Below are 23,741 nucleotides of genomic sequence, written 5' to 3' on the forward strand. Positions count from 1 at the left end.
GTCCGGCGACCGCGGGGCGCCGCCGCAGGTGCCAGGCCCTTTCCACGGCGGGAGGCCGGCGCCACATAGGCGGCGTCCGACACTCTTCGCACAATCCGGAACGTCGCCGCATGTCCAAGCCTGTCCACGCCATGATCCGCGTTCGCGACGAAGCGCGCGCGCGTGATTACTACGCCAGAGCCTTCGGCTTCGAGGCGGCGGACCGCTACGACTTCGACGATTTCACCCTGGTCTACCTGCGCGATCCGGCCTCGCCGTTCGAGCTGGAGCTCACCGTGAACAAGGGCCGCGACAAGCCCTACGATCTCGGCGACGGCTACGGCCACATCGCCGTCGTGGTCGACGACGTTGAGGCCGAGCACGCCCGGCACCTCCGCGAAGGTTTCCTGGCCACCGACGTGAAGTCCCTGGAGCACGGCGAGACCGTGCTGGCGCGGTTCTTCTTCGCCACCGACCCGGACGGCTACAAGATCGAGGTCATCCAGCGCGGCGGCCGCTTCGCCTGAGCGTCCCCCTTCCCGACACGCGACACATCCGAGCCTCATGCCCGAGACCACCCGCATCGTCTGCATCCGCCACGGCGAATCGACCTTCAACGCCGCCCACCGGCTGGGCGGCGGCGATCCAGGCCTCCTCGATGCCCGGCTGACCCCGCGGGGCCAGGCCCAGGCCCGGGAGGCCCGGGTGCGCCTGGCGGACATCCCGTTCGAACTGGTGGTGGTCTCGCCGCTGACCCGGGCGATCGAGACCGCCGCGCTCCTGTTCGACGAGCACCCCAGCCGGCCGCGGGTCCTGGTCGAGGTGCTGCACCGGGAATGCCAGGAGAGCAGCTGCGACGTCGGCCGGGCGGCTTCCGAGATCGCCGCGGAATTCCCGCATCTCGAGGTCGGGCACCTGCCCGAAATCTGGTGGCACGCGGAGCCCGGCTGCGAGGTCGGCGGCTACCCGGTCGAGCCGCGCCACCTGTTCGACGCCCGCGTCGCCGGGTTCCGGGACTGGCTGCGGGCGCGGCCCGAGACGACCATCGCGGTGGTCGGCCACGGGACGTTCTTCTATCACCTCACCGGCACGTTCCTGGAGAACTGCGCCTCCATCGAGCTGGACCTCACCGCCGAGCCCGCCCTGGCCTGATCAGGCGGGGATTCTCGCCCGGGCCGCATCGAGACGCTCCCGAGCCCCCAGCAGGTCGATCTCCGGCGCCTGCCGGCCGATCGCCAGGGTGGCGTCGAGGATCGTGCAGGCCCGCGCCCACGTATCCGGGACGAACGGGGCCGCGCCCTCGGCGACTTCGGCAGCACAGCGGGCATCCTCGGCGGCGCGCCGGGCCGCCGTTGCCGTGCGGGCGACCGCGGATTGCAGCGCGCCGTCGCGCCAGCGCCGTGTCCGGGCCGCCTCCTGCGCGAGCGCGCCGCCCTGCCACTCCGCCGAACGCGCCGCCGCCAGCGCCAGGGGCAGGTCCGGTGCGCCGGCGCAGGCCTCGGCATGCTCGGCCATGCCGGCCCGGGTGCAGAGCGGCGCCAGGATCTGCCGGATGCTCTCCAGGGCGAGGCGCCGGGTGCGGGCAGCCTCGACCTCCGGCCGGTCGGCGCTGCCCGACAAACGCAGCACGAAGGCGATCAGCTGCGGCCGGGCCTCGTCCGGCATCGCGTCGTTGAGGCCCAGCGCGTAGGCAGCGATCGGCCGGGAGAAGCAAGGCGGACAATCGGCGCTGGACCGGATCGCCTTGTAAGGCAGCCCCGCGGCCACGATCGCCGCCTCGTTGATGCAGGTCCCGCCATCGGGGCCGGGGAAGGGATGCGATCCGGCCAGCAGGCGCCAGTTCAGAATCGTCTGGAAGTCGGCGTGCATCCGCGCTCCTCCGCCTTGATACGGCAGCGTGGCACGGGACGGACCCTTTGGCGAGGCGATTTCGCTGAGGCTCTGCCCCCGAGAGGCCAGGGCTCCGCCCTCGACCCGCAGAAAGTCTCGACCTTTTGAATCCGGATCTAGCCGGCGAGGTTCAGGGCGAGGCCGGACAGCATCGCGACGCCCAGGACCAGCACGAAGGCGGCGGCCACCAGTTCCAGGCCGCCGATCGCCAGCAGGCCCGCCTGGCCGCGGCCGCCCGCGAGGCGCAGGGCCGCGCGCTTGGCGAAGACCGCGAGGCAGGCCAGGGCCGTCGTGGTCAGCGCCGTCCCCAGCGCCATCGCCAGGACCGCGAGGATTCCCGCCCCCGGCACGCCCTGCGACACCGCGAAGACCAGGACCAGCACCGCTCCGGCGCAGGGGCGCGATCCCGCCGCCAGGACAACGCCGGCGCGCGCGCGCCAGCCGTCGAGGGCGGCGAGCGTCCGGGCGTCGGGCAGGTGGGCGCAGCCGGGGCCGCAGGGCGTGCCGAGCTGAGCGAGCCGCCCGGCCTTGCGCCAGGTCAGGGCCAGCCCGACCAGGGCGACGAGGGTGAAGCTCACCGTCTCGATCACGGTTCCGGCCCGGGTCACGGTCGCGGCGGTGGCGTTCAGCACGACCGTGCCGATCCCGACGATCGCCCCCGCGACCAGCGCCTGGAGCAGCGCGGCACAGGCGCTCAAGGCGCAGCCCCGGCGCAGGGCCCGCTCCCCGGCCAGGATATAGCCGGCGATCACCGCCTTGCCATGGCCCGGGCCGGCGGCGTGGAACACGCCATACGCGAAGGCGAGCCCGATCAGCGGCGCCCAGGCGCCGCCGCCCTTCAGCGCCACGACGGCGGCATTGAGGCTGCGGGAGAAGCTCGCCTGGAGCGCCAGGATCATCCCGCCGAGGCCGGTGGCGGCCGGGGCCGCCTCGCGAAAGCCGATGCCGAAGGGCGAGCGTGCCGGCGGCGCGGCGATCCCGGGGGCGATCAGCCAGGCCAGCCCGGCGGCCACGAGGGCGGCCAGCAATACGGCGCCGGCCATCAGCCCGAGCCGCAGCCCGAGCCGCAGCCTAAGCCGCTCCTGCCGGGGCGGCGCGTCGATGCCGATCCCTACGGACACGCGATCAGGATCCGGCTGGCGAACTGAACCCCGTAGGACGAGGCGGCGGTGAGCGCGTCGAAGAACGCTTCGGTCATGCCCGGGGAGCCGGCCTCGGCGGTCCTGGGCTGCTCGGTCTTCGGGCGGGTGACGGTAGCGGCGCAGCCCTGCGGCGCGCCCGCGAGGGTGGCGGCGTCCGCTCCCTCCGCGAACGAGAAGGCGACGAAATACGTCGGGTCGTAGACTTCCAGGGCGGCGACGCCCCTGCCCTTCTGGACCGGCGCCTTGAGCGGCAGCAGGAAGCTCATCACCAGGGCCTTGCCCTCCAGCCGCATCGCCGGCTCCTTCGGATCGGCGAAGGCCTGCTCCTTGCCGCCGACCTTCAGCTTCGTGAAGTAGCCGAACTCGGCGAGGTTCGCGGTGTTCTCGGCCGCGAGCCCGGCCAGCTCGTCCGGCGAGAGGGTGCCGTCCTTGTTGGCGTCGAGGCCCTGGGTGACGAAGGCGGTGTATTCGGGGTCGAAGCTCCAGGTGTCGCGCACACCGACGAGCTTGCCGTCCTGATAGACGAACTGCGCCTTCGCGGTGACCCAGACATGCGGATGGGCGGACGCGGCGGTGGCGGCGCAGGCGAGGCCGGCCGCCAGGAGCAGGGCGAGAGTGTTCGGGACATGCGCGGCGATCGGCATGGGGCGGCGGCACGCTCGCTGCGGCGGGGGATCACGAGAAACGCGGCCCCTTCCTCATCCCCTGGTTGGGCGAAAGCGAGGCGCCGCGGCGCACAGATCATCCCAAAACATCATTCCTGGGCGTCGAGGCCCATCAGCTGGAAACTCGTCCGCAGGTCGTTCGACATCGGGATGTCGAGGCGCTCGCCGTTGGGCAGGCGCTTCACGAACCAGCGCTCGTAGGTCCAGCGCAATTCGCGGGACTCGGCGAGCCGGGTGAAGGTCTGGGCGACGATCCCGGCAAGTTCCGGGTCGTCCTTGCGGAACATGATGCCGTAGGGCTCGTAAGAGAGCTTGTCGGGCAGCACCGTGTAGTTCGCCCCGTCCTGGCCGTCGGTGGCGATTAGGCCGTAGAGCAGCACGTCGTCGGTGGCGAAGGCGTCCGCCTGGCCGGACTTCACCAGCGCGTAGGAGGCCGCGTGGTCGGGGGCGGTCACCACCTGCGCCTGGATCTTGAGCTTGGCTAGGAGGTCGCGCACGGCCTTCTCGTTGGTGGTGCCGGCCGTGACCACGACGGTCTTGCCGGCGAGATCCCGATAGGAGGCGATGCCGGACTCCTTCTTCACGAGTAGCTGCGTCGCGCTGATGTAGTCGACCGGCGAGAACGCGACGCTCCGGCGCCGCTCGGCGTTCGCGGTGGTCGAGCCGCATTCGAGGTCGATCTTGCCCGCGGTCAGGGCCGGGATGCGGGTCTCCGCGGTGACCGGCTCGTAGCGGACCTTCACCGTCCGGCCGATCGCCGCCTGGATGTCGTCGGCGATCTCGCCGCAGAGGTCGATGGCGTATCCGATCGCCCGGGGGCTGCCGTCCCGGTGCTTGCCCTCCACGAAGGAGAACGGCACCGAGCTCTCCCGGTAGCCGATCACGATCTCGCCGCGCTCGGCCACGCGCTTCAGGGTGCCGGTGAGCACCTCGACGGCGGCGGCGGGGCGCGGGACGCCCGCCAGCGCGAACACCACTGCCAGGACCGAGCCGAACCGCATCGCCGCCATGCCGTGTCCTCCGCGTGATCCCAGTCCGTCCTACTCGGCCGGCGAGGGAACCGTGCCGACATGGTCGAGGCGCTGGTCGGAGGTGGTGAGCTGGCCCTCCCACTTGGCCACCGCGACGGTGGCGATGCTGTTGCCGAGCACGTTGGTCGCCGAGCGGCCCATATCCAGGAACTGGTCGATGCCGATGATCAGCAGCAGGCCGGCCTCGGGGATGTTGAACTGCGTCAGCGTCGCGGAGATCACCACCAGCGAGGCGCGCGGCACGCCGGCCATGCCCTTCGAGGTGACCATCAGGAGGAACAGCATCGTGAGCTGCTGACCCCAGGTGAGCGGGATGTTGTAGGCCTGCGCGATGAACATCACCGCGAAGGTGCAGTACATCATCGAGCCGTCGAGGTTGAACGAGTAGCCCATCGGCAGCACGAACGAGGTGATGCGGTTGGGCACGCCGAACTGCTCGAGATTGGTCAGCATCTTCGGGTAGGCCGCCTCGCTCGACGCGGTCGAGAAGGCGAGGACGAACGGCTCCTTGATCAGGTTGAACAGCCGCATGATGCCGTTGCCTCCGAGCATCAGGTAGCCGACGCCCATGAGGAGCGACCAAAGCACGACAAGGCCGGTATAGAACTCGATCAGGAACTTGCCGTAGGTGATCAGCACGCCGATCCCCTGCGTGGTGATCGTCGCAGCGATCGCCGCGAACACCGCCACGGGTGCGAACAGCATCACGTAGCCGGTCACCTTGAGCATGACGTCGGCCAGGCCCTCGATGCCCTGGGCCAGAAAGTGCCCCTTCTCGCCGAGCGCCGCCAGGGCGACGCCGAAGAAGATCGAGAACACCACGATCTGCAGGATCTCGTTGTTGGCCATCGCCTCCACGGCGCTCTTGGGCACCAGGTGGGTGACGAATTCCTTCAGCGACAGCGAGGCCGCCTTGAGGCCGGTGCCGGCGCCGACATCCGGCAGCGGCAGGTTCAGGTTGTGGCCCGGCTGCATCAGGTTGACCAGGACCAGGCCGAGCATCAGTGAGCAGAACGAGGCGCCGACGAACCACAGCAGCGCTTTGCCGCCGACCCGGCCGACCGCGGCGGTGTCGCCGAGATGCGCGATGCCGACCACCAGCGTCGAGAACACCAGCGGCGCGATGATCATCTTGATCAGCCGCAGGAAGATATCCGAGACCAGCGCGATGTAGCCGGCGATTTCCTTGGCCGTCTGCGGATCCGGCCAGGTGATGCTGCAGGCGTAGCCCACCGCGATCCCGAGCAGCATGCCGATGAAAATCAACGTCGTGAGCCGTGAACCCGACATCGGTACTGCTCCTCGTTGCCGCCCGGGATGGACCAGCATTGATTTTCGTTAACGTGAAGCACGAACTACGCCAGATGCAAGCCCATTGGCGGGGTGTTACTGACCTGCCTGACTGTTTTCCCGGGACGTTCGCAGGGGGTTGAAACCTGTGGCCGGACGGCCGCAGCTGCGGTACGGGACTTGCTCTCCCGGCTCGCCTGCCGTTTCTGCAGGCTGGACGAAAAACCTACGCCCGCGAGAGTACATGGACGTCTTCGTACAGCAGCTGATAAACGGGCTGACGCTCGGTTCGATATACGGTCTGATCGCGATCGGTTACACGATGGTGTTCGGAATTATTGGAATGGTGAACTTCGCCCACGGCGATGTCTTTATGGTATCCTGTTTCATCGCATTGATCACTTTCCTTCTGCTGACGACGTGGCTGGGGATCAGCTCGATCGCCCTGGCGTTCCTGGTGGTCCTCGTGGTCGCCATGGTGCTGACCGCCCTGTGGGGCTGGGCGATCGAGCGGATCGCGTACCGGCCGCTGCGCGGCTCGTTCCGCCTGGCGCCGCTGATCTCGGCGATCGGCGTCTCGATCTTCCTGTCGAACTTCGTCCAGGTGGTGCAGGGCGCGCGCAACAAGCCGACGCCGCCGATGCTGTCGGGCGGTATCACGCTGTTCGAGCGCGACGGCTACGCGGTGTTCCTGGCCTACAAGCAGATCCTGATCATGGCGGTCACGGCCGTGCTGCTCACCGGCTTCTGGTATCTCGTGCAGCGCACCCCGTTCGGCCGGGCGCAGCGCGCCTGCGAGCAGGACCGCAAGATGGCCGCCCTGCTCGGCATCGACGTCGACCGGACGATCTCCCTGACCTTCGTGCTCGGCGCCGCTCTGGCGGCCGTCGCCGGCGTCCTCTACCTCATGTATTACGGCGTCGTGTCCTTCTCGGACGGGTTCGTGCCCGGCGTGAAAGCGTTCACCGCCGCCGTGCTCGGCGGCATCGGCTCGCTGCCCGGGGCCGTGCTCGGCGGCCTGATCATCGGGCTGATCGAGACCTTCTGGTCGGCCTACTTCTCCATCGAGTACAAGGACGTCGCCGCGTTCTCGATCCTGGCGATCGTGCTGATCTTCATGCCGTCCGGCATCCTGGGCCGTCCGGAGGTCGAGAAGGTCTGATGGCTCACTCACCGTCTGCGACCCAAGCCGGCGCGATCCCCGGATCCGCGATGGCCGGCATCCTGCGCGACGCCGCGCTCTACGCGCTCGTCGCCTTCGGCCTGTGCGTGCCGATCATCAGCTACCGCACGGAGGCCGGCCCCGGCAGCGACCTCCTGCTCGTTCCCCGCTGGGGCCTGGTCGCGTCCCTGTGCGCGGCGATCTTCGTCGTCCGCATCCTCCAGCGCCTGATCCTCCTGCGCCGGGACGCGCGGCGCGCCCTGACCCCCTCCCCGGCCCAGGCCACAGAGGCGGTCCACGGCGAGCCCGATGCCGGCCAAAAAACCTCCAGGTTCGGCCTCTGGATGTTCGTGGGCGTCGCGCTGACGCTGCCGCTGATCGCGACCCTCGCCACCGGGGGCCTGTCCTCGGCCCGCTACTGGATCGATCTCGGCATCCTGATCCTGACCTACGTGATGCTCGGCTGGGGCCTCAACATCGTGGTCGGCCTCGCCGGCCTGCTCGACCTCGGCTACGTCGCTTTCTACGCGGTCGGCGCCTATTCCTACGCGCTCCTGTCGACCACGTTCGGCCTGTCGTTCTGGATCTGCCTGCCGCTGGCGGGCGTGTTCGCCGGCCTGTGGGGGATGCTGCTCGGCTTCCCCGTGCTGCGCCTGCGCGGCGACTACCTCGCCATCGTGACGCTGGCCTTCGGCGAGATCATCCGCCTGGTGCTAATCAACTGGACCGACGTGACCGGGGGCGGGGCCGGCATCTCCTCGATCCCGCGGGCGACCTTCTTCGGCATCCCGTTCAGCGCCGGCGAGGACGGCTTCGCCGCCCGGTTCGGCATCCCGTACGATTCGATGCACCGGCTGGTGTTCCTCTACTACCTCATCCTGGCGCTGGCGCTGTTCACGAACTTCGTCACCCTGCGCCTGCGACGCCTGCCGATCGGGCGCGCCTGGGAGGCCCTGCGCGAGGACGAGATCGCGTGCCGGTCGCTCGGCATCGACACCACCGCCACCAAGCTCACGGCCTTCGCGCTCGGGGCGGCGTTCGGCGGCATCGCCGGTTCGTTCTTCGCGGTGCGCCAGGGCTTCATCAGCCCGGAGAGCTTCAACTTCCTGGAAAGCGCGATCATCCTGGCGATCGTGGTGCTGGGCGGCATGGGCAGCCAGGTCGGCGTCGCCATCGCGGCGGTGGCCATGGTCGGCGGCCCGGAGATGCTGCGCAATCTCGGCTTCCTCAAAGCCGTGTTCGGCGAGGGCTTCGACCCCAACGAGTACCGCCTGCTGCTGTTCGGCCTCGCCATGGTGGCGATGATGGTCTGGCGCCCGCGCGGGCTGATCTCGGAACGCCTGCCCTCCGTGTCGCTGGGCAAGCGCCGCGCCGTCTCCGGGGCCCATGTGAGCGAGGGGCACGGCTGATGGCGCTTCATCCGGATCCCCGGGCGCAGGCGCAGGCCTCCGCCCCGTCGGTGCTCGCCGTCGAGCATCTGACCATGCGGTTCGGCGGCCTGACCGCCGTCTCCGACTTCTCGTTCGAGGCCCGGCGCGGCGACATCACCGCCCTGATCGGTCCGAACGGAGCCGGGAAGACCACGGTGTTCAACTGCATCACCGGCTTCTACAAGCCGACCGAGGGCATGCTCCGGCTCAGCCACGACGACGGCACCACGCACCTGCTGGAGCGGCTGCCGAACCACGCGGTCAACCGCACCGCCCGGGTGGCGCGAACCTTCCAGAACATCCGCCTGTTCCAGGGCATGACGGTGCTGGAGAATCTGCTGGTCGCCCAGCACAAGCCGCTGATGCGGGCCTCGGGCTACACCCTGTTCGGACTCCTGGGTCTCAAGGGCTACCGGGACGCGCAAGCCGAGGCGATCGAGCGGGCCAAGGCCTGGCTCGACCGGATCGACCTGATGGAACGGGCCGACGACCCGGCGGGCGCCCTGCCCTACGGCGCGCAGCGCCGGCTGGAGATCGCCCGGGCGATGTGCACCGACCCGGTGCTGCTCTGTCTCGACGAGCCGGCGGCGGGTCTCAACCCGCGCGAATCCGCCGAGCTCAACGCGCTGCTGCGCCACATCCGCGACGCGCACGACACGTCGGTTCTCCTGATCGAGCACGACATGTCGGTGGTCATGGAGATCTCCGACCACGTGGTCGTGCTGGATTACGGCCAGAAGATCGCCGACGGCACCCCGGCCGAGGTGCGGGCGGATCCGAAGGTGATCGCCGCCTATCTGGGCGTCGAGGACGACGAGGTGGAAGCCGTGGAAGCCGAGGTCGGCATCACCGTGCCGCATGGAGACCCGACCCGTCCGGACGTCACGCATTCGGAGGCGTCGGTATGAGTGTCGCCGGCATCAACGTCCTGGTCGAGGAGACCCGGGCGATCCAGGCGGGGGCCAAGCCCCCGCTCCTCGCGGTGCGCGACGTCTCCACCTATTACGGCAGCGTCGCCGCTCTCCGGGGCGTCGACATCGATGTCGCCGACGGGGAGATCGTCACCCTGATCGGCGCCAACGGCGCCGGCAAGTCGACCCTGATGATGACGATCTTCGGCAGCCCCCAGGCGCGCACGGGGACGATCACGTATGACGGGCGCGACATCACCCGGCTGCCGACTCACGCCATCGCCCGGCTCGGAATCGCCCAGTCGCCGGAGGGCCGCCGGGTGTTCCCGCGCATGAGCGTGTTCGAGAACCTCCAGATGGGCGCCTCGCTGCACGGCGAGCGCCACTTCCAGGAGGATCTGGAGAAGGTCTGCACCCTGTTCCCGCGGGTGAAGGAGCGCCTGCACCAGCGCGCCGGCACGATGTCCGGGGGCGAGCAGCAGATGCTCGCCATCGCCCGCGCCCTGATGAGCCGCCCGCGCCTGCTGCTGCTGGACGAGCCGTCGCTCGGCCTGGCGCCGCTGGTGGTGAAGGGCATCTTCGACGCGATCAAGGAGCTGAACCGCACGGACGGCATGACGATCTTCCTGGTCGAGCAGAACGCCTACCACGCCCTGAAGCTCGCCCATCGCGGCTACGTGCTGGTCAACGGCCGGGTCACGATGAGCGGCACCGGGCGGGCGCTGCTCGACGATCCGAACGTCAAGGCCGCCTATCTGGAAGGGGGCCATACCGGCCCGGTCGGGGCATGAGCATGCTGCAGGGGATCCTGTACGAGGAGGAATCGGCCTGGCTGTTCCTGCTCGTCACCGTGGTGATGGGCGGCTGGGCCGGCTGGATGGCGGCCCGGGCGGTCGCCCGGGGCTGGCGGCCGTTCTGGCAATGCGCGGCCGCGCTGCTCCTCGTGGCCGCGGCCGTGCGCTTCATCCATTTCGCGCTGTTTTCCGGGACGCTGGTCTCGCTGCACTACTATGCGGTGGACGCGATCGTGATCATGATCATCGGCACGGCGGGCTTTCGGGTCACGCGCACGCGCCAGATAACGAGCCAGTACCGCTGGCTCTACGAGAAGACCTCTCCCCTGACGTGGCGCGAACGGGCGCCCGTCTCCGGTGAGGTCGGGTGAGTTCGGCCGGATCCACCGGGACGGACTAACGATCGAAGGGGATGTTCGCGATGAGATCGATTCTGCTGGCCGGGCTCGCCCTCGGCACGATGATCGCTGCGGCCGGAGAGACGGGAGCCTTCGCCGCCGAGGTCAAGCTCGGCATCGCCGCGCCGATCACCGGCAACAGCGCCGCCATCGGGGCGCAGATCAAGAACGGCGCCAGCCAGGCCGTCGAGGACCTCAACAAGGCGGGCACCCTCAAGGGCACGACCTTGACGGTCACGGTCGGCGACGACGCCTCCGACCCCAAGCAGGGCGTCTCGGTGGCCAACAAGTTCGCCAGCGACGGCGTGAAGGTGGTGGTCGGAGACTACAATTCCGGCGTGTCGATCCCGGCCTCCGACGTCTATCTCGACGCCGGCATCATCCAGGTCACCCCGGCTTCCACCAACGTGAAGTTCACCGAGCGCGGGATGTGGAACACCTTCCGCACCTGCGGCCGCGACGACCAGCAGGGTGCCGTGGCGGGGGCGTATCTCGTCGCGCACTATAAGGACAAGAAGATCGCCTTCGTCCACGACAAGACCCCCTATGGCAAGGGCCTGGCCGACGAGACGCTGATGGTGCTCAAGGCCAAGGGCGTGAAGCCGGTCATGTTCGAAGGCATCAACCCGGGTGAGAAGGACTATTCGGCGCTGGTTTCCAAGCTGAAATCGGCCAATGTCGACATCGTCTATTTCGGCGGCTACTACACCGAAGCCGGGCTGATCCTGCGCCAGATGCGCGACCAGGGCCTCAAGGCTCCGCTGATGGGCGGCGACGGCATGGTCGACCGCGAGCTGGTGGCGATCGCCGGTCCGGCCGCCGAGGGCACCCTGACCACCTTCCCCCCGGACGCCCGCAAGAATCCCAACGCCAAGGCCGCGCTCGCCGCGTTCAAGGCCAAGAACATCGATCCCGAGGGCTACACGCTCTACTCCTACGCGGCCGTGCAGGTGCTCGCCAAGGCGATGGCCGAGACCGGCTCCAGCGACGGCAAGAAGCTCGCCGAGTGGCTGCACCAGGGCAAGCCGACCGAGACCGTGGTCGGCCCGATCGCCTACGACAAGAAAGGCGACATCACCCGGCCGGACTACGTCCTGTACGAGTGGAAGAAGGGCGCCGACGGCAAGATCGACTATACCGGCAACGAACTGACCAAGTAATCCGCACCGCATTCCCGACCGACGCCGCCCCGCCCGACCGTGCGGGGCGGCGTCGGTGTATCGGAAGTGGTGGAATCGTAAGCCTTAATCGCCCTCGCGCCCGCCCCACCCCGTGCGTACGCCCAAGAATTGTGCATGATGCCGGCGGCGCGCGGGAGCAATCGACTCGACGTACCGGAGGAGACCGGATGACGGTGACGGAACAGGCGACCGTGGACGCGTGCGCGACGGTGGCGGTTGTTCTTCCGTCGTCTGCCACGATGCAGCGCGGCGCCGCGGCCAGTCTCTCGGCACCATCATTGCAAAGGCGTCGCCCGAGCGGGCGGGCCCGAGCGCCAAGCCGCCAGCCGATCCCGTTCGGCCTGATCCAGGAGTTCCGTACCGATGCAGTCTGATATCGCTCGCCGCGGCCTTGCCGCGGCGCTCGGCCTGAGCCTCGCCCTGGCCCCCCTCGGCCTGCAGGCCGAGGAACTGACCGGCACCCTCAAGAAGGTGAAGGACAGCGGGGCCATCACCATCGGTTACCGCGACGCCTCCGTGCCGTTCTCCTATCTCGGCGGCGACCAGAAGCCGATCGGCTACGCCCTCGACATCTGCTTCAAGATCGCCGACGCCGTGAAGGCCAATCTCGGCCTGCCGAATCTGGAGGTGAAGCTCAACCCGGTCACCTCCGCCACCCGCATCCCGCTGATGGCGAACGGCACGATCGACCTCGAATGCGGCTCGACCACCAACAACGCCGAGCGCGAGAAGCAGGTAAGCTTCACCAACTCGCACTTCCTGACCGCGACCCGCTACGTCTCGAAGAAGTCGTCCAACCTGCACACGATCGAGGACCTGAAGGGCAAGACCGTCGTGTCGACCTCGGGCACCACGAACATCAAGCAGATCAACGAGGCCAACACCGAGCGGAAGCTCGGCCTCACGATCCTGCCGGCCAAGGACCATGCCGAGGCGTTCCTGATGGTCGAGACCGGCCGCGCCGTGGCCTTCGTGATGGACGACGTGCTGCTCGCCTCGCTGGCCGCTTCCGCCAAGGATCCTTCGGCCTTCGAGATCTCCACCGAGGCGCTGTCGAAGCCCGAGCCCTACGGCATCATGCTGCGCAAGGACGACGCGCCGTTCAAGAAGGTCGCCGACGAGGCCACCTCGAAGCTCTACACGAGCCCCGAGGGCAAGGCCCTCTACGACAAGTGGTTCACCAAGCCGATCCCGCCGCGCAACATCAACCTCAACCTGCCGATGAGCGCGGAGATGACCAAGCAGTTCACGACGCCGATCGCGAGCCCCGATCCGGCGGCCTACTGAGCGATCGCCGAGGATGATGCGCACCGCGGGCCTTTGATGCCTGCGGTGCGCCTTTTAAGGGCGGGGTAGAAGCGGCACCATGAACTACAATTGGAACTGGCGGATCTTCTTCGACGCCTCGCCCGAGGGCAACGGCACCTATCTCGACATGCTGCTCTCCGGGCTCATGTGGACGATCGCGACCGCCCTGTGCTCGTGGTTCATCGCGTTCTTCCTCGGCTCCCTGATCGGAGTGCTGCGGACCCTTCCGTCGAAGACCGCCAACGCGATCGGCACGGCCTATGTCGAGCTGTTCCGCAACGTGCCGCTGCTGGTGCAGATGTTCCTCTGGTACTTCGTGCTGCCCGAAGTGGTGCCGACGCAGGTCGGCGACGCGATCAAGCAGATGCCCGATGCGCCGTTCTATACGGCTGTGGTGTGCCTCGGCTTCTTCACCGCCTCGCGGGTGGCCGAGCAGGTCCGCGCCGGCATCCAGTCGCTGCCGCGCGGCCAGGGCATGGCCGGCACCGCGATGGGGTTCACGGTCTACCAGACCTACCGCTACGTCCTGCTGCCCAACGCCTACCGGATCATCCTGCCGCCGATGACCTCGGAATTCCTGAACAACCTCAAGAACACCTCCGTGGCCCTCACCATCGGCCTCCTCGAGCTGACCGCCCGGGCCCGGTCGATGCAGGAATTCTCGTTCCAGGTGTTCGAGGCGTTCACCGCGGCCACCCTGCTCTACGTGATCATCAATCTCGTGGTGGTCACCGCGGCGACCTACTTGGAGCGCGCCGTCGCGATTCCCGGCCAGCGCTGAGGCGTCGGCCCGCCCCTCGATTTCCCCGCTCCGCCGGCACCCGGCCACCGCGAACAGGCCCCGATGCTCTCGAATTTCGATTACTCCGTCATCCTCTCGTCCCTGCCCTACCTGTTCGGGCAGGGCATGGTCTTCACGGTGACCCTCACCGCCATGGCGGCGGTCGGCGGCGTCGTGATCGGCACACTGCTGGCGATGGCCCGGCTCTCGAGCGTGCCGGGCCTGAGCCATGTCGCCAAGGGCTATGTCGAGCTGTGCCGCTCGCTGCCGCTGGTGCTGGTGATCTTCTGGTTCTACTTCCTGGTGCCGTATATCGGCGCCTACGTGACCGGCGCCTCGACCCCGATCCAGGTCGGCGCCTTCCCGTCGGCGCTGATCACCTTCATGGCGTTCGAGGCGGCCTACTTCTCCGAGATCATGCGGGCGGGCATCCAGTCGATCCCCAAGGGGCAGACCGGGGCGGCTCTGGCGCTTGGGATGAACTACTGGCAGACCATGGCCAACGTCGTCCTGCCCCAGGCCTTCCGCAACATGCTGCCGCTGCTGCTGACGCAGACCGTGGTGCTGTTCCAAGATACGTCGCTGGTCTACGTGCTCTCGCTGACCGATTTCATGGGCGCCGCCTCGAAGGTGGCGCAGCGCGACGGCCGCCTCGTCGAGATGTATATCTTCGCCGCCATCGTCTACTTCGTGATCTGCTTCACGGCCTCGTTCCTGGTGCGTCGCCTGCAGCGCCGCGTCGCCATCATCCGCTGACCGACACTGGAGTCCGCGCCATGACCTCGACCCCGATGCCGGCACCCTCCGTCAAGGAACCCGTCGCCGACGCCACCCACGCCCCGCGGGACGCCGGGCTGCAGCCGGGGAGCCTCATCTCCGGCGCGCCGGTGGCGGCGCCCGGCGAGACGATGATCGCCATCGACAACATCAGCAAATGGTACGGCGACTTCCAGGTGCTGACCAATTGCACCACCCAGGTCGCCAAGGGCGAGGTCGTGGTGGTCTGCGGCCCCTCGGGCTCGGGCAAGTCGACCCTGATCAAGTGCGTCAACGCCCTGGAGCCGTTCCAGAAGGGCCAGATCACGGTCGCCGGCACCAAGGTCGTCGACAAGACGACCAACCTGCCGAAACTCCGCTCCCGGGTCGGCATGGTGTTCCAGCATTTCGAGCTGTTTCCGCATCTTTCGATCACCGAGAACCTCACCATGGCCCAGCGCAAGGTCCTGGGCCGCAGCGCCGAGGACGCCAAGAAGCGCGGCCTCGACCTGCTGGCCCGGGTGGGCTTGAGCGCCCAGGCGACCAAATTCCCGGGTCAGCTCTCGGGCGGTCAGCAGCAGCGCGTGGCGATCGCCCGGGCGCTCGCGATGAACCCGGTGGTGATGCTGTTCGACGAGCCGACCTCCGCCCTCGACCCCGAGATGGTCGGCGAGGTGCTCGACGTGATGGTGGAGCTCGCCAAGGAGGGCATGACCATGATGGTCGTGACCCACGAGATGGGCTTCGCCCGCAAGGTCGCCGACCGGGTGATCTTCATGGACCGCGGCGAGATCGTCGAGGACGCCAAGAAGGAGGACTTCTTCGGCAGCCCCCGCTCCGAGCGCGCCCAGACCTTTTTGTCGAAGATCCTGCAGCACTAAGAATCCTCCGCACGCGATCGCAGACACTCCTGGGCGGCGCGGGAGACAGGATCGCTTCTCCCCCCGCCCAGCGGTTTCCTGCGCGCGTCCGTCCGGCCGGGCTTGCAGCGGCTGGTCGGACACATGATGATCCGGCACGAGAAGCGAGGCCTCCGTCGCGGGCCGGGCGTCTAGCTGGGCCTGACCCGCCACGATGGTGCCGCCGCCGCGCAACCTGCCGGGCTTTCCGGACGCCGTAAGGCTGAAGCCGAAAACGGCCAGGCCCGGCGGAGGCTTGAGGATGCGGTGGAAGGACTCGAGCGGCACGATCTATGAACGGGACTACCAGCACGGGCACGTCGAGAAGTATGATGCGCGCGGCACCCATCTCGGCGGATACGATCCGGTCACAGGCTGGCGTATAGCGAGGGCCGACGGCACGGGGCGCGTTGAGCCACGCAGGTCGACCATATCGTGCCCGGATACGACAAGGGCACGGAACGCCTGACCATCGAGCACGACGTCCCGGACGCTCTTTTCGCGGAGGTGCGAAGCCTCGCCCAAGTGCCTGACACTGATCAGCTGGCTCTCGGCTCGTACCCGCTCAGCCTGTCGGCGGTCCGCAGAATCGCCTTCCAGATCGCCGCGCCGCTGAACGTCGACGCCTACGATTGGTACTTGGAGCCGGTCACGCGCGAGCCCTGAGCGTTCCCATCTCGGCCTCGACCGGCTTGCGCTATGCCATTCCCGCCTGCGCCGCCCGATACTCCCGTCCGTGCTGGCAATAGCCCTCGACGATGCGGATCATCATCGCGCGCTTCTCAGCGTCCAGCGGCGACAGGATCCGGGCCGGGCGGCCGCCCCAGAGATAGCCGGCTTCCAGGATCTGTCCCGGATCCGTGGTGGCGCCGGCCGCCAGCATGACGTCGTCGGCGATCAGCGTGCCGGGGGCGATGCTGGCGCCGATGCCGATCAGCGCCCGCGCGCCGATCCGGCAATCGGCGATCCGGACGTTGTGGGCGATGGTGGTGTCGCGCCCGATCACCACGCCCTCCCCCCGGGTGCGGATCGTGGTGTTGTCCTGGATGTTGGTGTCGGCGCCGACCACGATCGGCCCGACCTCGGCGTTGAGATCGCAGGAGAACAGCACGCTGGCGCCGGCCCCCAGGCTGACCCGGCCGCGCAGGCGGGCGGTCCGCGCGACGAACACGCTGTCCTCGACCTCGGGGGGAAGCCCCGGATCGGCGCCCGATCCGTCGCCCATCCGCTCGCGCAGGCGCTCGGCCCGCTCGGCGACCTCGTCCGGGCCGATCGCCCGGCTCGGCCGCGCCGGGCTGCCGGCATAGGCGTGGCCGCCTTCGAGCCTCATGCGCGGGAACACGGTCGTGCCGGCCTCGATCACCGCGTTGTCGCCGATCTCGGCCCCATCGAGGATCACGACATCGTCCTCGATCACGACATCGGAGCCGACCGTGCAGGCATGCACGACGCTGTTGCGCCCGACCGTGACCCGGTCGCCGACCTGCGTCCCGTGCGTGCGCGTCGCGATGTGCACCGTCGAGCGGTGGCCGAGCCAGAACCGCGCCCCGAGGATGATGGCCTGCCCGTCGGCGCGGATCACCGCCTCATCGCCGATCCAGGCCTGCGCGCCGATCCGGGCCGCGCCGATCACCGTGCTGCCGCGCCCGCACCAGACCGGGCGGCTCGCGAAATCCGGCAGGGCGCCCGCGTAGGGCAGGATCAGGTCGGGGGTCACACGGGCATCCTTCTCCACCGATCACGCCGCCGCGCCCGCGGCGAAGACGGCTCGATGTGCCATATAGAGGCGCGGCCGGGTGTGACAGGCGTGGGACGGTCCCGCGCCGCCCGAGGACCGTCAGACGAGGATGTTGGACCGGAGCATGAACGCCCCCGCCCCGAGCGTCGCCATCCAGGCCGAGCCCTTCGATACCGCCGCCGAGATCGCCCGGATCGGCGCCGAGCTCGGCGGCCGGGCCGGGGCGGTCGTCACCTTCACCGGCCTGTGCCGGGACGAGGCCGGACGGCTCGCCGCCCTGGAACTCGAACATTATCCCGGCATGGCCGAGGCCGAGATCCTGCGGGTCGCCGAGGCGGCCGTCGCCCGCTGGCCGCTCCAGGCGCTGCGGGTGATCCACCGCCACGGCCGCGTCTCGCCGGGCGACGGCATCGTGCTGGTGGTGACCGCCTCCAGCCACCGGGTCGCCGCCTTCGAGGCGGCGGATTTCCTGATGGATTATCTCAAGACCCGCGCGCCGTTCTGGAAGCGCGAGCACCTCGCCGACGGTACCACCGGCGGCTGGGTCGAGGCCGCCGCCCATGACGACGCGGCGGCCGAGCGCTGGAGCTGATGCGGTCTACAGGATCGCGTTGAGCAGCACCGCCGCGACGGCGCCGGCGATCGCGATGCCGAGGATGACCACGCTGCTGAGCTGGTCCCCGGTATCCACGGTCTGGCCGGGGCCGAGGGAATGGGTGTGGGGCTCGTTGCTGCTCACGCCGGTCTCTCCTGCATGCGCCCGGCTCCGATCGGAAGCGATTGCGCGGGCGGACAACGCGCGAACGGCCATTCGGTCTCGGGGCGCTGCACACAAGCTTGCGGCGGGGTTGCACTTGACCCCGGCCGGCCGGCGGCGTTCGTGAGCCCGCGGTACGGGAGCCATGATGACGGACGGTAAGCTTCGGGATTTGGACGGCCCGGTCGGGCCCTGGCGCGGAGCCCTGCCGCTGGCGGCCTCGGGAATCGCCGTCGTCTGCTTCGTGGCGTTGTTGGCGCTCGCCTGGATGTCGGTGGGCACGCTGCTGCTGATCTTCGCGGGCGTGCTGCTCGGGGTGTTCCTCGACGGCCTGACCCGGGGGCTCGGCCACGTCCTGCCCCTGCCCCGGGGCCTGCGCCTGACCATCGCAAGCCTGGCGGTCGCCGTCGCGGCGCTCAGCTTCGGGACCTATGGCGGCGCCACCATCGTGCAGCAGGGGCGCGACCTCGGCACCACGATCAAGGACCAGGCCGGCACGGTCTCGAGCTGGCTGTCCGAGCGCGGCATCGACGTGCCGAGCCTGGCACCGCAGGGCGGCGGCAAGGACGGCTCGACCGAATCCGGCCAGAAGGAGGGCGGCCTCGGCGGCCTCGCCAACGGCCTGCTCAAGGGCAGCAGCTCGATCGTCTCCGACGCCGGCAGCGTCCTCGGGCCAGCGGCGGCCGTGATCCTCGGGCTGTTCGACGCGCTCGGCAACCTGCTGGTGATCGCCTTCCTGGGGCTGGCCTTCGCGGCCGACCCGAAGGCCTACCGGGACGGGGTGCTGCGCTTCGTGCCGCCGCAGAAGCGCCCGCGCGCGGCCAAGGTCCTCGACGGCGCCGGCGAGACCCTGCGGCACTGGCTGTTCGGCCAGCTGATCATCATGGCGGTGATCTTCCTGTGCACCTGGGCCGGGCTGGCCTTCCTGGGGATCGGCGGCGCGCTGATCCTCGGCCTTCAGGCGGGCCTCCTGGCCTTCGTGCCCACCGTGGGGCCGCTGGTGGCCGGCATCGTCATCATCCTGGCGGCCCTGGCCTCGGGTCTCAAGGCGGTGATCGGCGCCGTCGGCGTCTACCTGGCGGTGCAGTGCCTGGAGAGCTACGGCCTGACGCCGTTCATCCAGAAGCGGGCGCTGGACATCCCCCCGGCCACGATCTTCGCCGGCCAGCTCATCCTGGGCGTGATCTTCGGGCTCTGGGGCATCGCCCTGGCGCTGCCGCTGATGGCGGTGATCAAGGTCCTGCTGGAGCAACTCTACGTGGAGGACACGTTGCACGAGCCGGCGAGCAGTTGAGGCGCGGGACGGAGCCTGGTGCCGCCGCTCAAGGCGGAACGCGATCAGCTCGGCGGTGACCAGATCCGAGGCTGTCGGGTTGGCGGCCGCCCGGTTCGGGGCGGACGTTCAGGGAGCCGGCCGTTCAGAATGGGCTCTACGGGTTCTGCGTGTCTCGGTGATCGCTCATCGACGACGGCGCATCGGTGATGTCGTCCATGACGAGCTGGTTCAGGGCACAGATGAACGAAGACAGCCGGTAGCCGTCGTGGCGCGAGAGGGCGTTGTCGAAAGCCCGGACGTTCCAGAACGGGTCGTTGGGGCGGGTGATCGGCGCGATGCCGGTCAATTGCAGGCCGTGCAGGAAGCGTGCGGCCGGGCCGTGCTCGCCGGCCCCGCCGGTCGCGAGGTCGGCGCTGTCCCAGAAGCGGCCGCGCCGGTCGGCGCGCGCCGACCGGGCCCGGGTCAGCCAGTGATCGGAGCGCGGGCAGTCGAGGGCCGCGTCGGCGAGCGTCGCGTAGGGGTGGTGCCGTTCGAGGCCCGGAGCATCGAGCCCGAGCAGCTCGTGGGTCGTGCCGAAGGGCGCGGCCGAATGCTGGGCATCGGCGAGCACCCCGGCTGCCGGCCGCGGCGGGTCGAGATTGCCGATGGTGTGCGAATCCTCCCGGGCGGTGTTCTGGAACGGGAAGGTTGCGGCCAGCAGCGACAAGGTGCGCAGCGGCAGCGTCAGCAATCGGGCTCCGAGGTCGACGGGCGGGGGCGGGCTGCAGCTCTCGCCGCGGGGCTGGCGGCCCTCGAACCGCGCCGACACACGGTCGAGGAAGCCCGCAGCCGGGCGGAAATCGAACTTGAAGGTCGGGAACAGGTCGTGCGTCGCCCAATCATAGTCGATGCCTGCATCGAACATGCTGTCCGTCGCCGAGAGCCGGCTCCGGATCTTCCGCCGGGCGGCCGCGAAGGCGTCGTCGACATCGAGACCGATCCAGGCGCAGTCCCCGGGCCGCAGGCCGCCCGCCGGGAAGGCCAGGGCCGCGGTCACCGACATCAGGACCGGCCGCTGGTCGGCCGGAAAGGAACCGTCGTCGCGCTCGACCTCGGAAGCGGGCGTGTGGGCATCGGCATGGTCGGCCAGCCTCATCCAGACCTCGCGCTGGATCGCGGTCCATTTGCTCGCCTCGGAGGCGGGGTTGATCAGGACCACGAGATTGCCGAGGACCGGTGGCAGCGTCTCTCCGAACCGATGGCGACGCACAGCCTTGACCACGTCGTCCTTGAGCCCGCTCGCCAGCATGTTGCCGCCGAGGCTGTGCCCGGCGACGATCAGCTTGTTGTGCGTGCCCGGCGCGCTGAGCGTCGTCTCGAGGGTGCGGAGGGCTGAGATCGCCGCGGGCGCGATGGCTTCGCTCACCGGCTTCCGGTCGAACAGGGTGGCGCCGGCCGACAGGTTGCCGAAGAAGCCGCCGATCGCGTCGCCGAACCAGAGCCGCAGGCCGCGCTCGTCGACGCGCGCGCCGCGCCAGCCGACATAGATCGCCGTGACGTCCATGTCGCAGACGCTGGGGTCGCTCGGGCAGCGCTGCGCGAGGAAACGGGCCGCGTGGGCCGCGTAGAGGCGCAGGTCCGCCACGTTGCCGTCGCCGATCCGCGCGTCGTGCCGCCAGCCGTGGATGAAGGCGATCACGTAGTGCGACCCGGTCGAAAGATGTTTCTTCAGCGCGTCGAGCTGGGTGATGACCGGCTTGACCATCGTGGCCGGCAGGCCCTTGGCCCGCATCTCGGTGTCCATGGCGTGGCGCAGCATCGCGCTGTCGATGGCCGCGTCGCTCGCCCCCTCGCGGGAGACCAGCGCGTAGGGTTCGCCGTCCTCCTGGAACTCGATGAAGCCGAGGTGGTAGGCGAGGTCCCGCCCGCCAGGCTCGCGGGCCGGGACGACGTGACGCTGCAGGGCGCAGCGCAGCCGTGTCGCCCAACGCGGAGCCTTCGCGATCGCCGCGTCCTCGTCGTTGCTGGCGTCGACCCAGCCGTCACCGTCGGACGGCATCGTCGCCCGCAGGGTCTCGCGGCCGGTATCGGCCAGGACCGTCCAACCCTTCGCCAGCCCGTCGCGGCATTCGGCGAGGCTCGGGTCGAGGTTGCGATAGGCGTGCGCCTTGTCGGTGGAGAGCACGACGTAGTTCAGGAACAGGATGGCGAGGGCCCCGAGGGCGAGCGCGCCGGCGATCCGGGCGGTGGTCCGCAACGCGTACAAGACCCCACGAACGACACTGAAGGCCGCCCGATATACGGCGCGCCGCTGCTGTCCCTGCGCCGTCACCCGTCCGACGCTCATCGCGCCCGCATCCTGATCGGGGGCGCCGAAGTGCGCCGCATCAGTGGGAACGCATAGAGCGTCATCGCGAGTCCTCTCCGCCCTGCCCCGTTCGTTCGCCGGGGGATCTCCGTTACGGGGCGGGCGATGATGATCCAGTCCCGGTAACGGATTGGCCCAGGCCTGCGAAGTCCCATCGATCGAACCGGAAGGGATCCATCATGATGCGCGCAATTCTGCCGGCTGTCGCTCTCCTCGCCGGCACGGGCGTGGCCATGGCCTCCTTGTCGGGTCTCGTCGGCGCCTGGGGGCACGATTTCGTCGTCACGCCGTTCGAGCCGATGCAGCTCATGGTCGCGATGTCGACCGATAAGGTCACCGGCAAGCAGTTCAACGTCGTCAAGATGCCGGACGGTCACGTGATGGCGGTCGTCCCCTTCGACCAGATGGCGAAGATGCCGGAGATCGACCGCAAGAGCCTGATGCCGATGAAGGGGGGAGGCTGAGCGATCGGATGCCTGCTCGATGTCCGGTTCGAGGCATCCGGCGCGATAGCCGGTGCGACTGAATGGGGTCGATCGGCCCCCGCGCAGGCGCGCCGATCGAGGGGGGTGAGGGGCCTATCCGGCACGCCGCTCCTTCATACGGTCTCCCGGGTAGCCATCGGCCGCACGCGAACGCCGTCATTCCGGGGCGCTCCCGGCGAGCCCGGACCCGAAAGGGCCGCCGGAGGCGGCGATCGCGGCCGGCGCCGGCGGCCCGTCAGCCGCGCAGCGCGTCCTCGATCATCCGGGCCACCGCCAGCGCCTGACCGTCATCGCCGAAGCGGCCGATCACCTGCACGCCCACCGGCAGGCGCGCGCCCGGCACCGGCACGTTCACGCAGGGCACGCCCATCAGGGTCCAGAGCTGGTTGAAGCGCGGGTCGCCCGTGGAGGCCAGGGTCGCGGGGGCCGGGCCGGGCGCCGAGAAGGTCAGGATCGCGTCGTAGTCGGCGAACAGGCCCTTGAGCACCCGGCGGGCCCGGTGCGCGTGGCGGCGGGCGGCGTCGTAATCCGCTGCGCCGATCGCGGCCCCGGCGTCGAGATGCTCCCGGACCTGCGGCGGCAGCGCGTCGCGATGGCCATCGTACTCCCAGGCGAGCGCCAGCCGGCCCTCGTAGTTCTGGATGATGCGGTGGCGCTCCCAGGCGAGCGCCAGCTCCGGCGGCAGCGTCAGGTCGGTGACCTGCGCGCCCGCCCGCTCGGCGGCCTGCCGGGCGCGGCTCAGGGCAGCCTCGGCTTCCGGCTCCGGCGCCTCGGCGAAATCCTGCCGCACGAGACCGATGCGCGGTGCCGAGCCGGCCTCGGCCCGCGCGATCTCCGGACGGCCGGTGACCAGCGCCAGGGCATGGGCGACATCCGCGACGCCGGCGGCGAACAGCCCGACCGTGTCGAGCGCCCAGGAATAGGTCTTGATCCCGACCGTGGGGATCAGCCGGAAGGACGGCTTCACCGCCGCGCAGCCGCAATAGCTCGCCGGCCGGATCACCGAGCCCGCCGTCTGGGTGCCGAGCGCCAGAGGCAGCATCCCCGCCCCCACCGCGGCGGCCGAGCCCGCCGAGGACCCGCCCGGGGTGTGGCCGGGATCGTGCGGATTGACCGTCCCGGTCGGGTCGCTGCTGGCGAAGGCCGTGGTGGTGGTCTTGGCCAGAGCCACCGCGCCGAGGTTCTTGAGCCGCGCCACCACGGAGGCATCGCCCCGGGGCCGCCAGCCCGCGTAGAGCGCGGAGCCCATCTGGGTCGGCAGGCCGGCGCTGTCGATGATGTCCTTCACGCCCACCGCGATCCCGGCGAGCGGGCCGGATTCCGGAATGGCCGGATTGTCGTCCAGGGTCACCAGCGTGCCCAGCTCCGGCTCCCGCGCGGCGATTGCCGCACGGCACAGATCAATTGCGCCCGAAGGCGTCAGGGTGCCGGCTTCGATGCGGGCGCGAAGATCGAGGAGTGACAGCATTCTGTATTCAGTCCCCGGGCCGGGCCGCTGTCAACCGATTGGCCACAGGCCGG

The 23,741-nt window shown here is 69.5% G+C and carries 26 protein-coding genes; 17 read left to right on the plus strand and 9 right to left on the minus strand.

The genetic code is table 11. The annotated features are described in order from the left end of the window. Positions 1 to 110: 110 nt before the first annotated feature. Together MKL11_RS08510 and MKL11_RS08515 are read left to right on the plus strand one after the other, a co-directional pair. Complete coding sequence (locus MKL11_RS08510; RefSeq protein WP_243942185.1) at positions 111 to 506, plus strand: VOC family protein; 396 nt, start codon at positions 111 to 113, stop codon at positions 504 to 506. A 37-nt stretch (positions 507 to 543) separates the two neighbouring features. Continuing rightward, entirely contained in the window at positions 544 to 1,131 is a 588-nt protein-coding gene (locus MKL11_RS08515) for a histidine phosphatase family protein (protein ID WP_243942187.1), read from the plus strand. On the opposite strand, the gene MKL11_RS08520 is transcribed toward MKL11_RS08515, so the two are convergent. The 5 genes from MKL11_RS08520 to MKL11_RS08540 all read right to left on the minus strand — a co-directional run bounded on the left by MKL11_RS08520 (position 1,132) and on the right by MKL11_RS08540 (position 5,997). Beyond that, a complete protein-coding gene (locus MKL11_RS08520; protein ID WP_243942189.1) occupies positions 1,132 to 1,848 on the minus strand; it encodes a hypothetical protein in 717 nt (238 codons plus the stop codon). A gap of 137 nt (positions 1,849 to 1,985) precedes the next feature. Continuing rightward, positions 1,986 to 2,990 carry a nickel/cobalt transporter gene (locus tag MKL11_RS08525; protein WP_243942191.1) on the minus strand — a complete coding sequence of 335 codons (1,005 nt, stop codon included), beginning with the start codon at positions 2,988 to 2,990 and terminating at the stop codon, positions 1,986 to 1,988. Further along, positions 2,981 to 3,655 carry a DUF1007 family protein gene (locus MKL11_RS08530; RefSeq protein WP_243942193.1) on the minus strand — a complete coding sequence of 225 codons (675 nt, stop codon included), beginning with the start codon at positions 3,653 to 3,655 and terminating at the stop codon, positions 2,981 to 2,983. Before MKL11_RS08530 ends, MKL11_RS08525 begins: the two co-directional genes overlap by 10 nt. A 110-nt stretch (positions 3,656 to 3,765) precedes the next feature. Next, complete coding sequence (locus MKL11_RS08535; RefSeq protein ID WP_409565830.1) at positions 3,766 to 4,686, minus strand: amino acid ABC transporter substrate-binding protein; 921 nt, start codon at positions 4,684 to 4,686, stop codon at positions 3,766 to 3,768. A gap of 30 nt (positions 4,687 to 4,716) precedes the next feature. Next, entirely contained in the window at positions 4,717 to 5,997 is a 1,281-nt protein-coding gene (locus tag MKL11_RS08540; RefSeq protein ID WP_243942194.1) for a dicarboxylate/amino acid:cation symporter, read from the minus strand. 244 nt (positions 5,998 to 6,241) lie between these two features. On the opposite strand from MKL11_RS08540, the gene MKL11_RS08545 reads away from it, so the two are divergent. The 12 genes from MKL11_RS08545 to MKL11_RS08595 all read left to right on the plus strand — a co-directional run bounded on the left by MKL11_RS08545 (position 6,242) and on the right by MKL11_RS08595 (position 16,283). Next, positions 6,242 to 7,159, plus strand: a complete 918-nt coding sequence (locus MKL11_RS08545) for a branched-chain amino acid ABC transporter permease (protein ID WP_243942196.1) — start codon at positions 6,242 to 6,244, stop codon at positions 7,157 to 7,159. Continuing rightward, positions 7,159 to 8,568 carry a high-affinity branched-chain amino acid ABC transporter permease LivM gene (gene livM, locus MKL11_RS08550; protein ID WP_243942198.1) on the plus strand — a complete coding sequence of 470 codons (1,410 nt, stop codon included), beginning with the start codon at positions 7,159 to 7,161 and terminating at the stop codon, positions 8,566 to 8,568. Before MKL11_RS08545 ends, livM begins: the two co-directional genes overlap by 1 nt. Then, positions 8,568 to 9,497 carry an ABC transporter ATP-binding protein gene (locus MKL11_RS08555; protein WP_243942201.1) on the plus strand — a complete coding sequence of 310 codons (930 nt, stop codon included), beginning with the start codon at positions 8,568 to 8,570 and terminating at the stop codon, positions 9,495 to 9,497. Before livM ends, MKL11_RS08555 begins: the two co-directional genes overlap by 1 nt. Then, a complete protein-coding gene (locus MKL11_RS08560; RefSeq protein ID WP_243942203.1) occupies positions 9,494 to 10,291 on the plus strand; it encodes an ABC transporter ATP-binding protein in 798 nt (265 codons plus the stop codon). The genes MKL11_RS08555 and MKL11_RS08560 overlap by 4 nt, the downstream gene beginning before the upstream one ends. 5 nt (positions 10,292 to 10,296) lie before the next feature. Next, positions 10,297 to 10,665, plus strand: coding sequence for a DUF6867 family protein (locus MKL11_RS08565; protein ID WP_243942600.1), 369 nt, complete (start codon positions 10,297 to 10,299; stop codon positions 10,663 to 10,665). 50 nt (positions 10,666 to 10,715) lie between these two features. Next, a complete protein-coding gene (locus tag MKL11_RS08570) occupies positions 10,716 to 11,852 on the plus strand; it encodes a branched-chain amino acid ABC transporter substrate-binding protein (protein WP_243942205.1) in 1,137 nt (378 codons plus the stop codon). Positions 11,853 to 12,236: 384 nt separating this feature from the next. Further along, entirely contained in the window at positions 12,237 to 13,160 is a 924-nt protein-coding gene (locus tag MKL11_RS08575) for an amino acid ABC transporter substrate-binding protein (protein ID WP_243942207.1), read from the plus strand. Positions 13,161 to 13,239: 79 nt separating this feature from the next. Next, entirely contained in the window at positions 13,240 to 13,962 is a 723-nt protein-coding gene (locus MKL11_RS08580; RefSeq protein WP_243942209.1) for an amino acid ABC transporter permease, read from the plus strand. 63 nt (positions 13,963 to 14,025) lie between these two features. After that, positions 14,026 to 14,718 carry an amino acid ABC transporter permease gene (locus MKL11_RS08585; RefSeq protein WP_243942211.1) on the plus strand — a complete coding sequence of 231 codons (693 nt, stop codon included), beginning with the start codon at positions 14,026 to 14,028 and terminating at the stop codon, positions 14,716 to 14,718. A 152-nt stretch (positions 14,719 to 14,870) separates the two neighbouring features. Continuing rightward, positions 14,871 to 15,599: an amino acid ABC transporter ATP-binding protein gene (locus MKL11_RS08590; RefSeq protein WP_243942602.1), complete on the plus strand. Its 729-nt coding sequence runs from the start codon at positions 14,871 to 14,873 to the stop codon at positions 15,597 to 15,599. Positions 15,600 to 15,792: 193 nt separating this feature from the next. After that, complete coding sequence (locus tag MKL11_RS33530) at positions 15,793 to 16,086, plus strand: colicin E3/pyocin S6 family cytotoxin (protein WP_409565831.1); 294 nt, start codon at positions 15,793 to 15,795, stop codon at positions 16,084 to 16,086. Beyond that, on the plus strand, positions 16,053 to 16,283 hold the full coding sequence (locus tag MKL11_RS08595) for a hypothetical protein (protein WP_243942213.1): 231 nt from the start codon (positions 16,053 to 16,055) through the stop codon (positions 16,281 to 16,283). Before MKL11_RS33530 ends, MKL11_RS08595 begins: the two co-directional genes overlap by 34 nt. 31 nt (positions 16,284 to 16,314) lie before the next feature. Here MKL11_RS08595 and MKL11_RS08600 read toward each other — a convergent pair whose 3' ends face one another. Further along, positions 16,315 to 17,334 carry a gamma carbonic anhydrase family protein gene (locus MKL11_RS08600; protein ID WP_243942215.1) on the minus strand — a complete coding sequence of 340 codons (1,020 nt, stop codon included), beginning with the start codon at positions 17,332 to 17,334 and terminating at the stop codon, positions 16,315 to 16,317. Between the two features lie 145 nt (positions 17,335 to 17,479). Here MKL11_RS08600 and MKL11_RS08605 point away from each other — a divergent pair, with 145 nt between their 5' ends. Beyond that, positions 17,480 to 17,947 (plus strand): molybdenum cofactor biosynthesis protein MoaE, encoded by a 468-nt coding sequence (locus tag MKL11_RS08605; RefSeq protein WP_243942217.1) that lies wholly within the window; start codon positions 17,480 to 17,482, stop codon positions 17,945 to 17,947. A 6-nt stretch (positions 17,948 to 17,953) separates the two neighbouring features. Here the strand turns inward: MKL11_RS08605 and MKL11_RS08610 are convergent, their stop codons facing one another. Further along, complete coding sequence (locus MKL11_RS08610; protein WP_243942219.1) at positions 17,954 to 18,094, minus strand: hypothetical protein; 141 nt, start codon at positions 18,092 to 18,094, stop codon at positions 17,954 to 17,956. 166 nt (positions 18,095 to 18,260) lie between these two features. Between MKL11_RS08610 and MKL11_RS08615 the strand changes: the two genes are divergently transcribed. Beyond that, a complete protein-coding gene (locus MKL11_RS08615) occupies positions 18,261 to 19,406 on the plus strand; it encodes an AI-2E family transporter (protein WP_243942604.1) in 1,146 nt (381 codons plus the stop codon). A gap of 136 nt (positions 19,407 to 19,542) precedes the next feature. On the opposite strand, the gene MKL11_RS08620 is transcribed toward MKL11_RS08615, so the two are convergent. Next, positions 19,543 to 21,714 (minus strand): hypothetical protein, encoded by a 2,172-nt coding sequence (locus MKL11_RS08620; RefSeq protein WP_243942221.1) that lies wholly within the window; start codon positions 21,712 to 21,714, stop codon positions 19,543 to 19,545. Between the two features lie 200 nt (positions 21,715 to 21,914). Between MKL11_RS08620 and MKL11_RS08625 the strand changes: the two genes are divergently transcribed. Then, positions 21,915 to 22,199 (plus strand): hypothetical protein, encoded by a 285-nt coding sequence (locus MKL11_RS08625; protein WP_243942223.1) that lies wholly within the window; start codon positions 21,915 to 21,917, stop codon positions 22,197 to 22,199. A gap of 256 nt (positions 22,200 to 22,455) precedes the next feature. On the opposite strand, the gene MKL11_RS08630 is transcribed toward MKL11_RS08625, so the two are convergent. Next, positions 22,456 to 23,688, minus strand: coding sequence for an amidase (locus MKL11_RS08630; protein WP_243942225.1), 1,233 nt, complete (start codon positions 23,686 to 23,688; stop codon positions 22,456 to 22,458). Between the last annotated feature and the right edge of the window lie 53 nt (positions 23,689 to 23,741).

It is taken from the genome of Methylobacterium sp. J-077 (assembly GCF_022829365.1).
Taxonomy (GTDB): domain Bacteria; phylum Pseudomonadota; class Alphaproteobacteria; order Rhizobiales; family Beijerinckiaceae; genus Methylobacterium.

What these genes read in the sequence shown, in the direction of transcription:
- MKL11_RS08545 (WP_243942196.1), top strand. Translation starts at nt 6,242, where the DNA reads ATGGACGTCTTCGTACAGCAGCTGATAAACGGGCTGACGCTCGGTTCG.
- MKL11_RS08615 (WP_243942604.1), top strand. Translation starts at nt 18,261, where the DNA reads ATGACGGACGGTAAGCTTCGGGATTTGGACGGCCCGGTCGGGCCCTGG.
- MKL11_RS08510 (WP_243942185.1), top strand. Translation starts at nt 111, where the DNA reads ATGTCCAAGCCTGTCCACGCCATGATCCGCGTTCGCGACGAAGCGCGC.
- MKL11_RS08605 (WP_243942217.1), top strand. Translation starts at nt 17,480, where the DNA reads ATGAACGCCCCCGCCCCGAGCGTCGCCATCCAGGCCGAGCCCTTCGAT.
- MKL11_RS08555 (WP_243942201.1), top strand. Translation starts at nt 8,568, where the DNA reads ATGGCGCTTCATCCGGATCCCCGGGCGCAGGCGCAGGCCTCCGCCCCG.
- MKL11_RS08590 (WP_243942602.1), top strand. Translation starts at nt 14,871, where the DNA reads ATGATCGCCATCGACAACATCAGCAAATGGTACGGCGACTTCCAGGTG.
- MKL11_RS08540 (WP_243942194.1), bottom strand. Translation starts at nt 5,997, where the DNA reads ATGTCGGGTTCACGGCTCACGACGTTGATTTTCATCGGCATGCTGCTC.
- MKL11_RS08575 (WP_243942207.1), top strand. Translation starts at nt 12,237, where the DNA reads ATGCAGTCTGATATCGCTCGCCGCGGCCTTGCCGCGGCGCTCGGCCTG.
- MKL11_RS08520 (WP_243942189.1), bottom strand. Translation starts at nt 1,848, where the DNA reads ATGCACGCCGACTTCCAGACGATTCTGAACTGGCGCCTGCTGGCCGGA.
- livM (WP_243942198.1), top strand. Translation starts at nt 7,159, where the DNA reads ATGGCTCACTCACCGTCTGCGACCCAAGCCGGCGCGATCCCCGGATCC.
- MKL11_RS08620 (WP_243942221.1), bottom strand. Translation starts at nt 21,714, where the DNA reads ATGAGCGTCGGACGGGTGACGGCGCAGGGACAGCAGCGGCGCGCCGTA.
- MKL11_RS08530 (WP_243942193.1), bottom strand. Translation starts at nt 3,655, where the DNA reads ATGCCGATCGCCGCGCATGTCCCGAACACTCTCGCCCTGCTCCTGGCG.
- MKL11_RS08625 (WP_243942223.1), top strand. Translation starts at nt 21,915, where the DNA reads ATGATGCGCGCAATTCTGCCGGCTGTCGCTCTCCTCGCCGGCACGGGC.
- MKL11_RS08535 (WP_409565830.1), bottom strand. Translation starts at nt 4,686, where the DNA reads ATGGCGGCGATGCGGTTCGGCTCGGTCCTGGCAGTGGTGTTCGCGCTG.
- MKL11_RS08515 (WP_243942187.1), top strand. Translation starts at nt 544, where the DNA reads ATGCCCGAGACCACCCGCATCGTCTGCATCCGCCACGGCGAATCGACC.
- MKL11_RS08580 (WP_243942209.1), top strand. Translation starts at nt 13,240, where the DNA reads ATGAACTACAATTGGAACTGGCGGATCTTCTTCGACGCCTCGCCCGAG.
- MKL11_RS08560 (WP_243942203.1), top strand. Translation starts at nt 9,494, where the DNA reads ATGAGTGTCGCCGGCATCAACGTCCTGGTCGAGGAGACCCGGGCGATC.
- MKL11_RS08630 (WP_243942225.1), bottom strand. Translation starts at nt 23,688, where the DNA reads ATGCTGTCACTCCTCGATCTTCGCGCCCGCATCGAAGCCGGCACCCTG.
- MKL11_RS33530 (WP_409565831.1), top strand. Translation starts at nt 15,793, where the DNA reads ATGGTGCCGCCGCCGCGCAACCTGCCGGGCTTTCCGGACGCCGTAAGG.
- MKL11_RS08585 (WP_243942211.1), top strand. Translation starts at nt 14,026, where the DNA reads ATGCTCTCGAATTTCGATTACTCCGTCATCCTCTCGTCCCTGCCCTAC.
- MKL11_RS08570 (WP_243942205.1), top strand. Translation starts at nt 10,716, where the DNA reads ATGAGATCGATTCTGCTGGCCGGGCTCGCCCTCGGCACGATGATCGCT.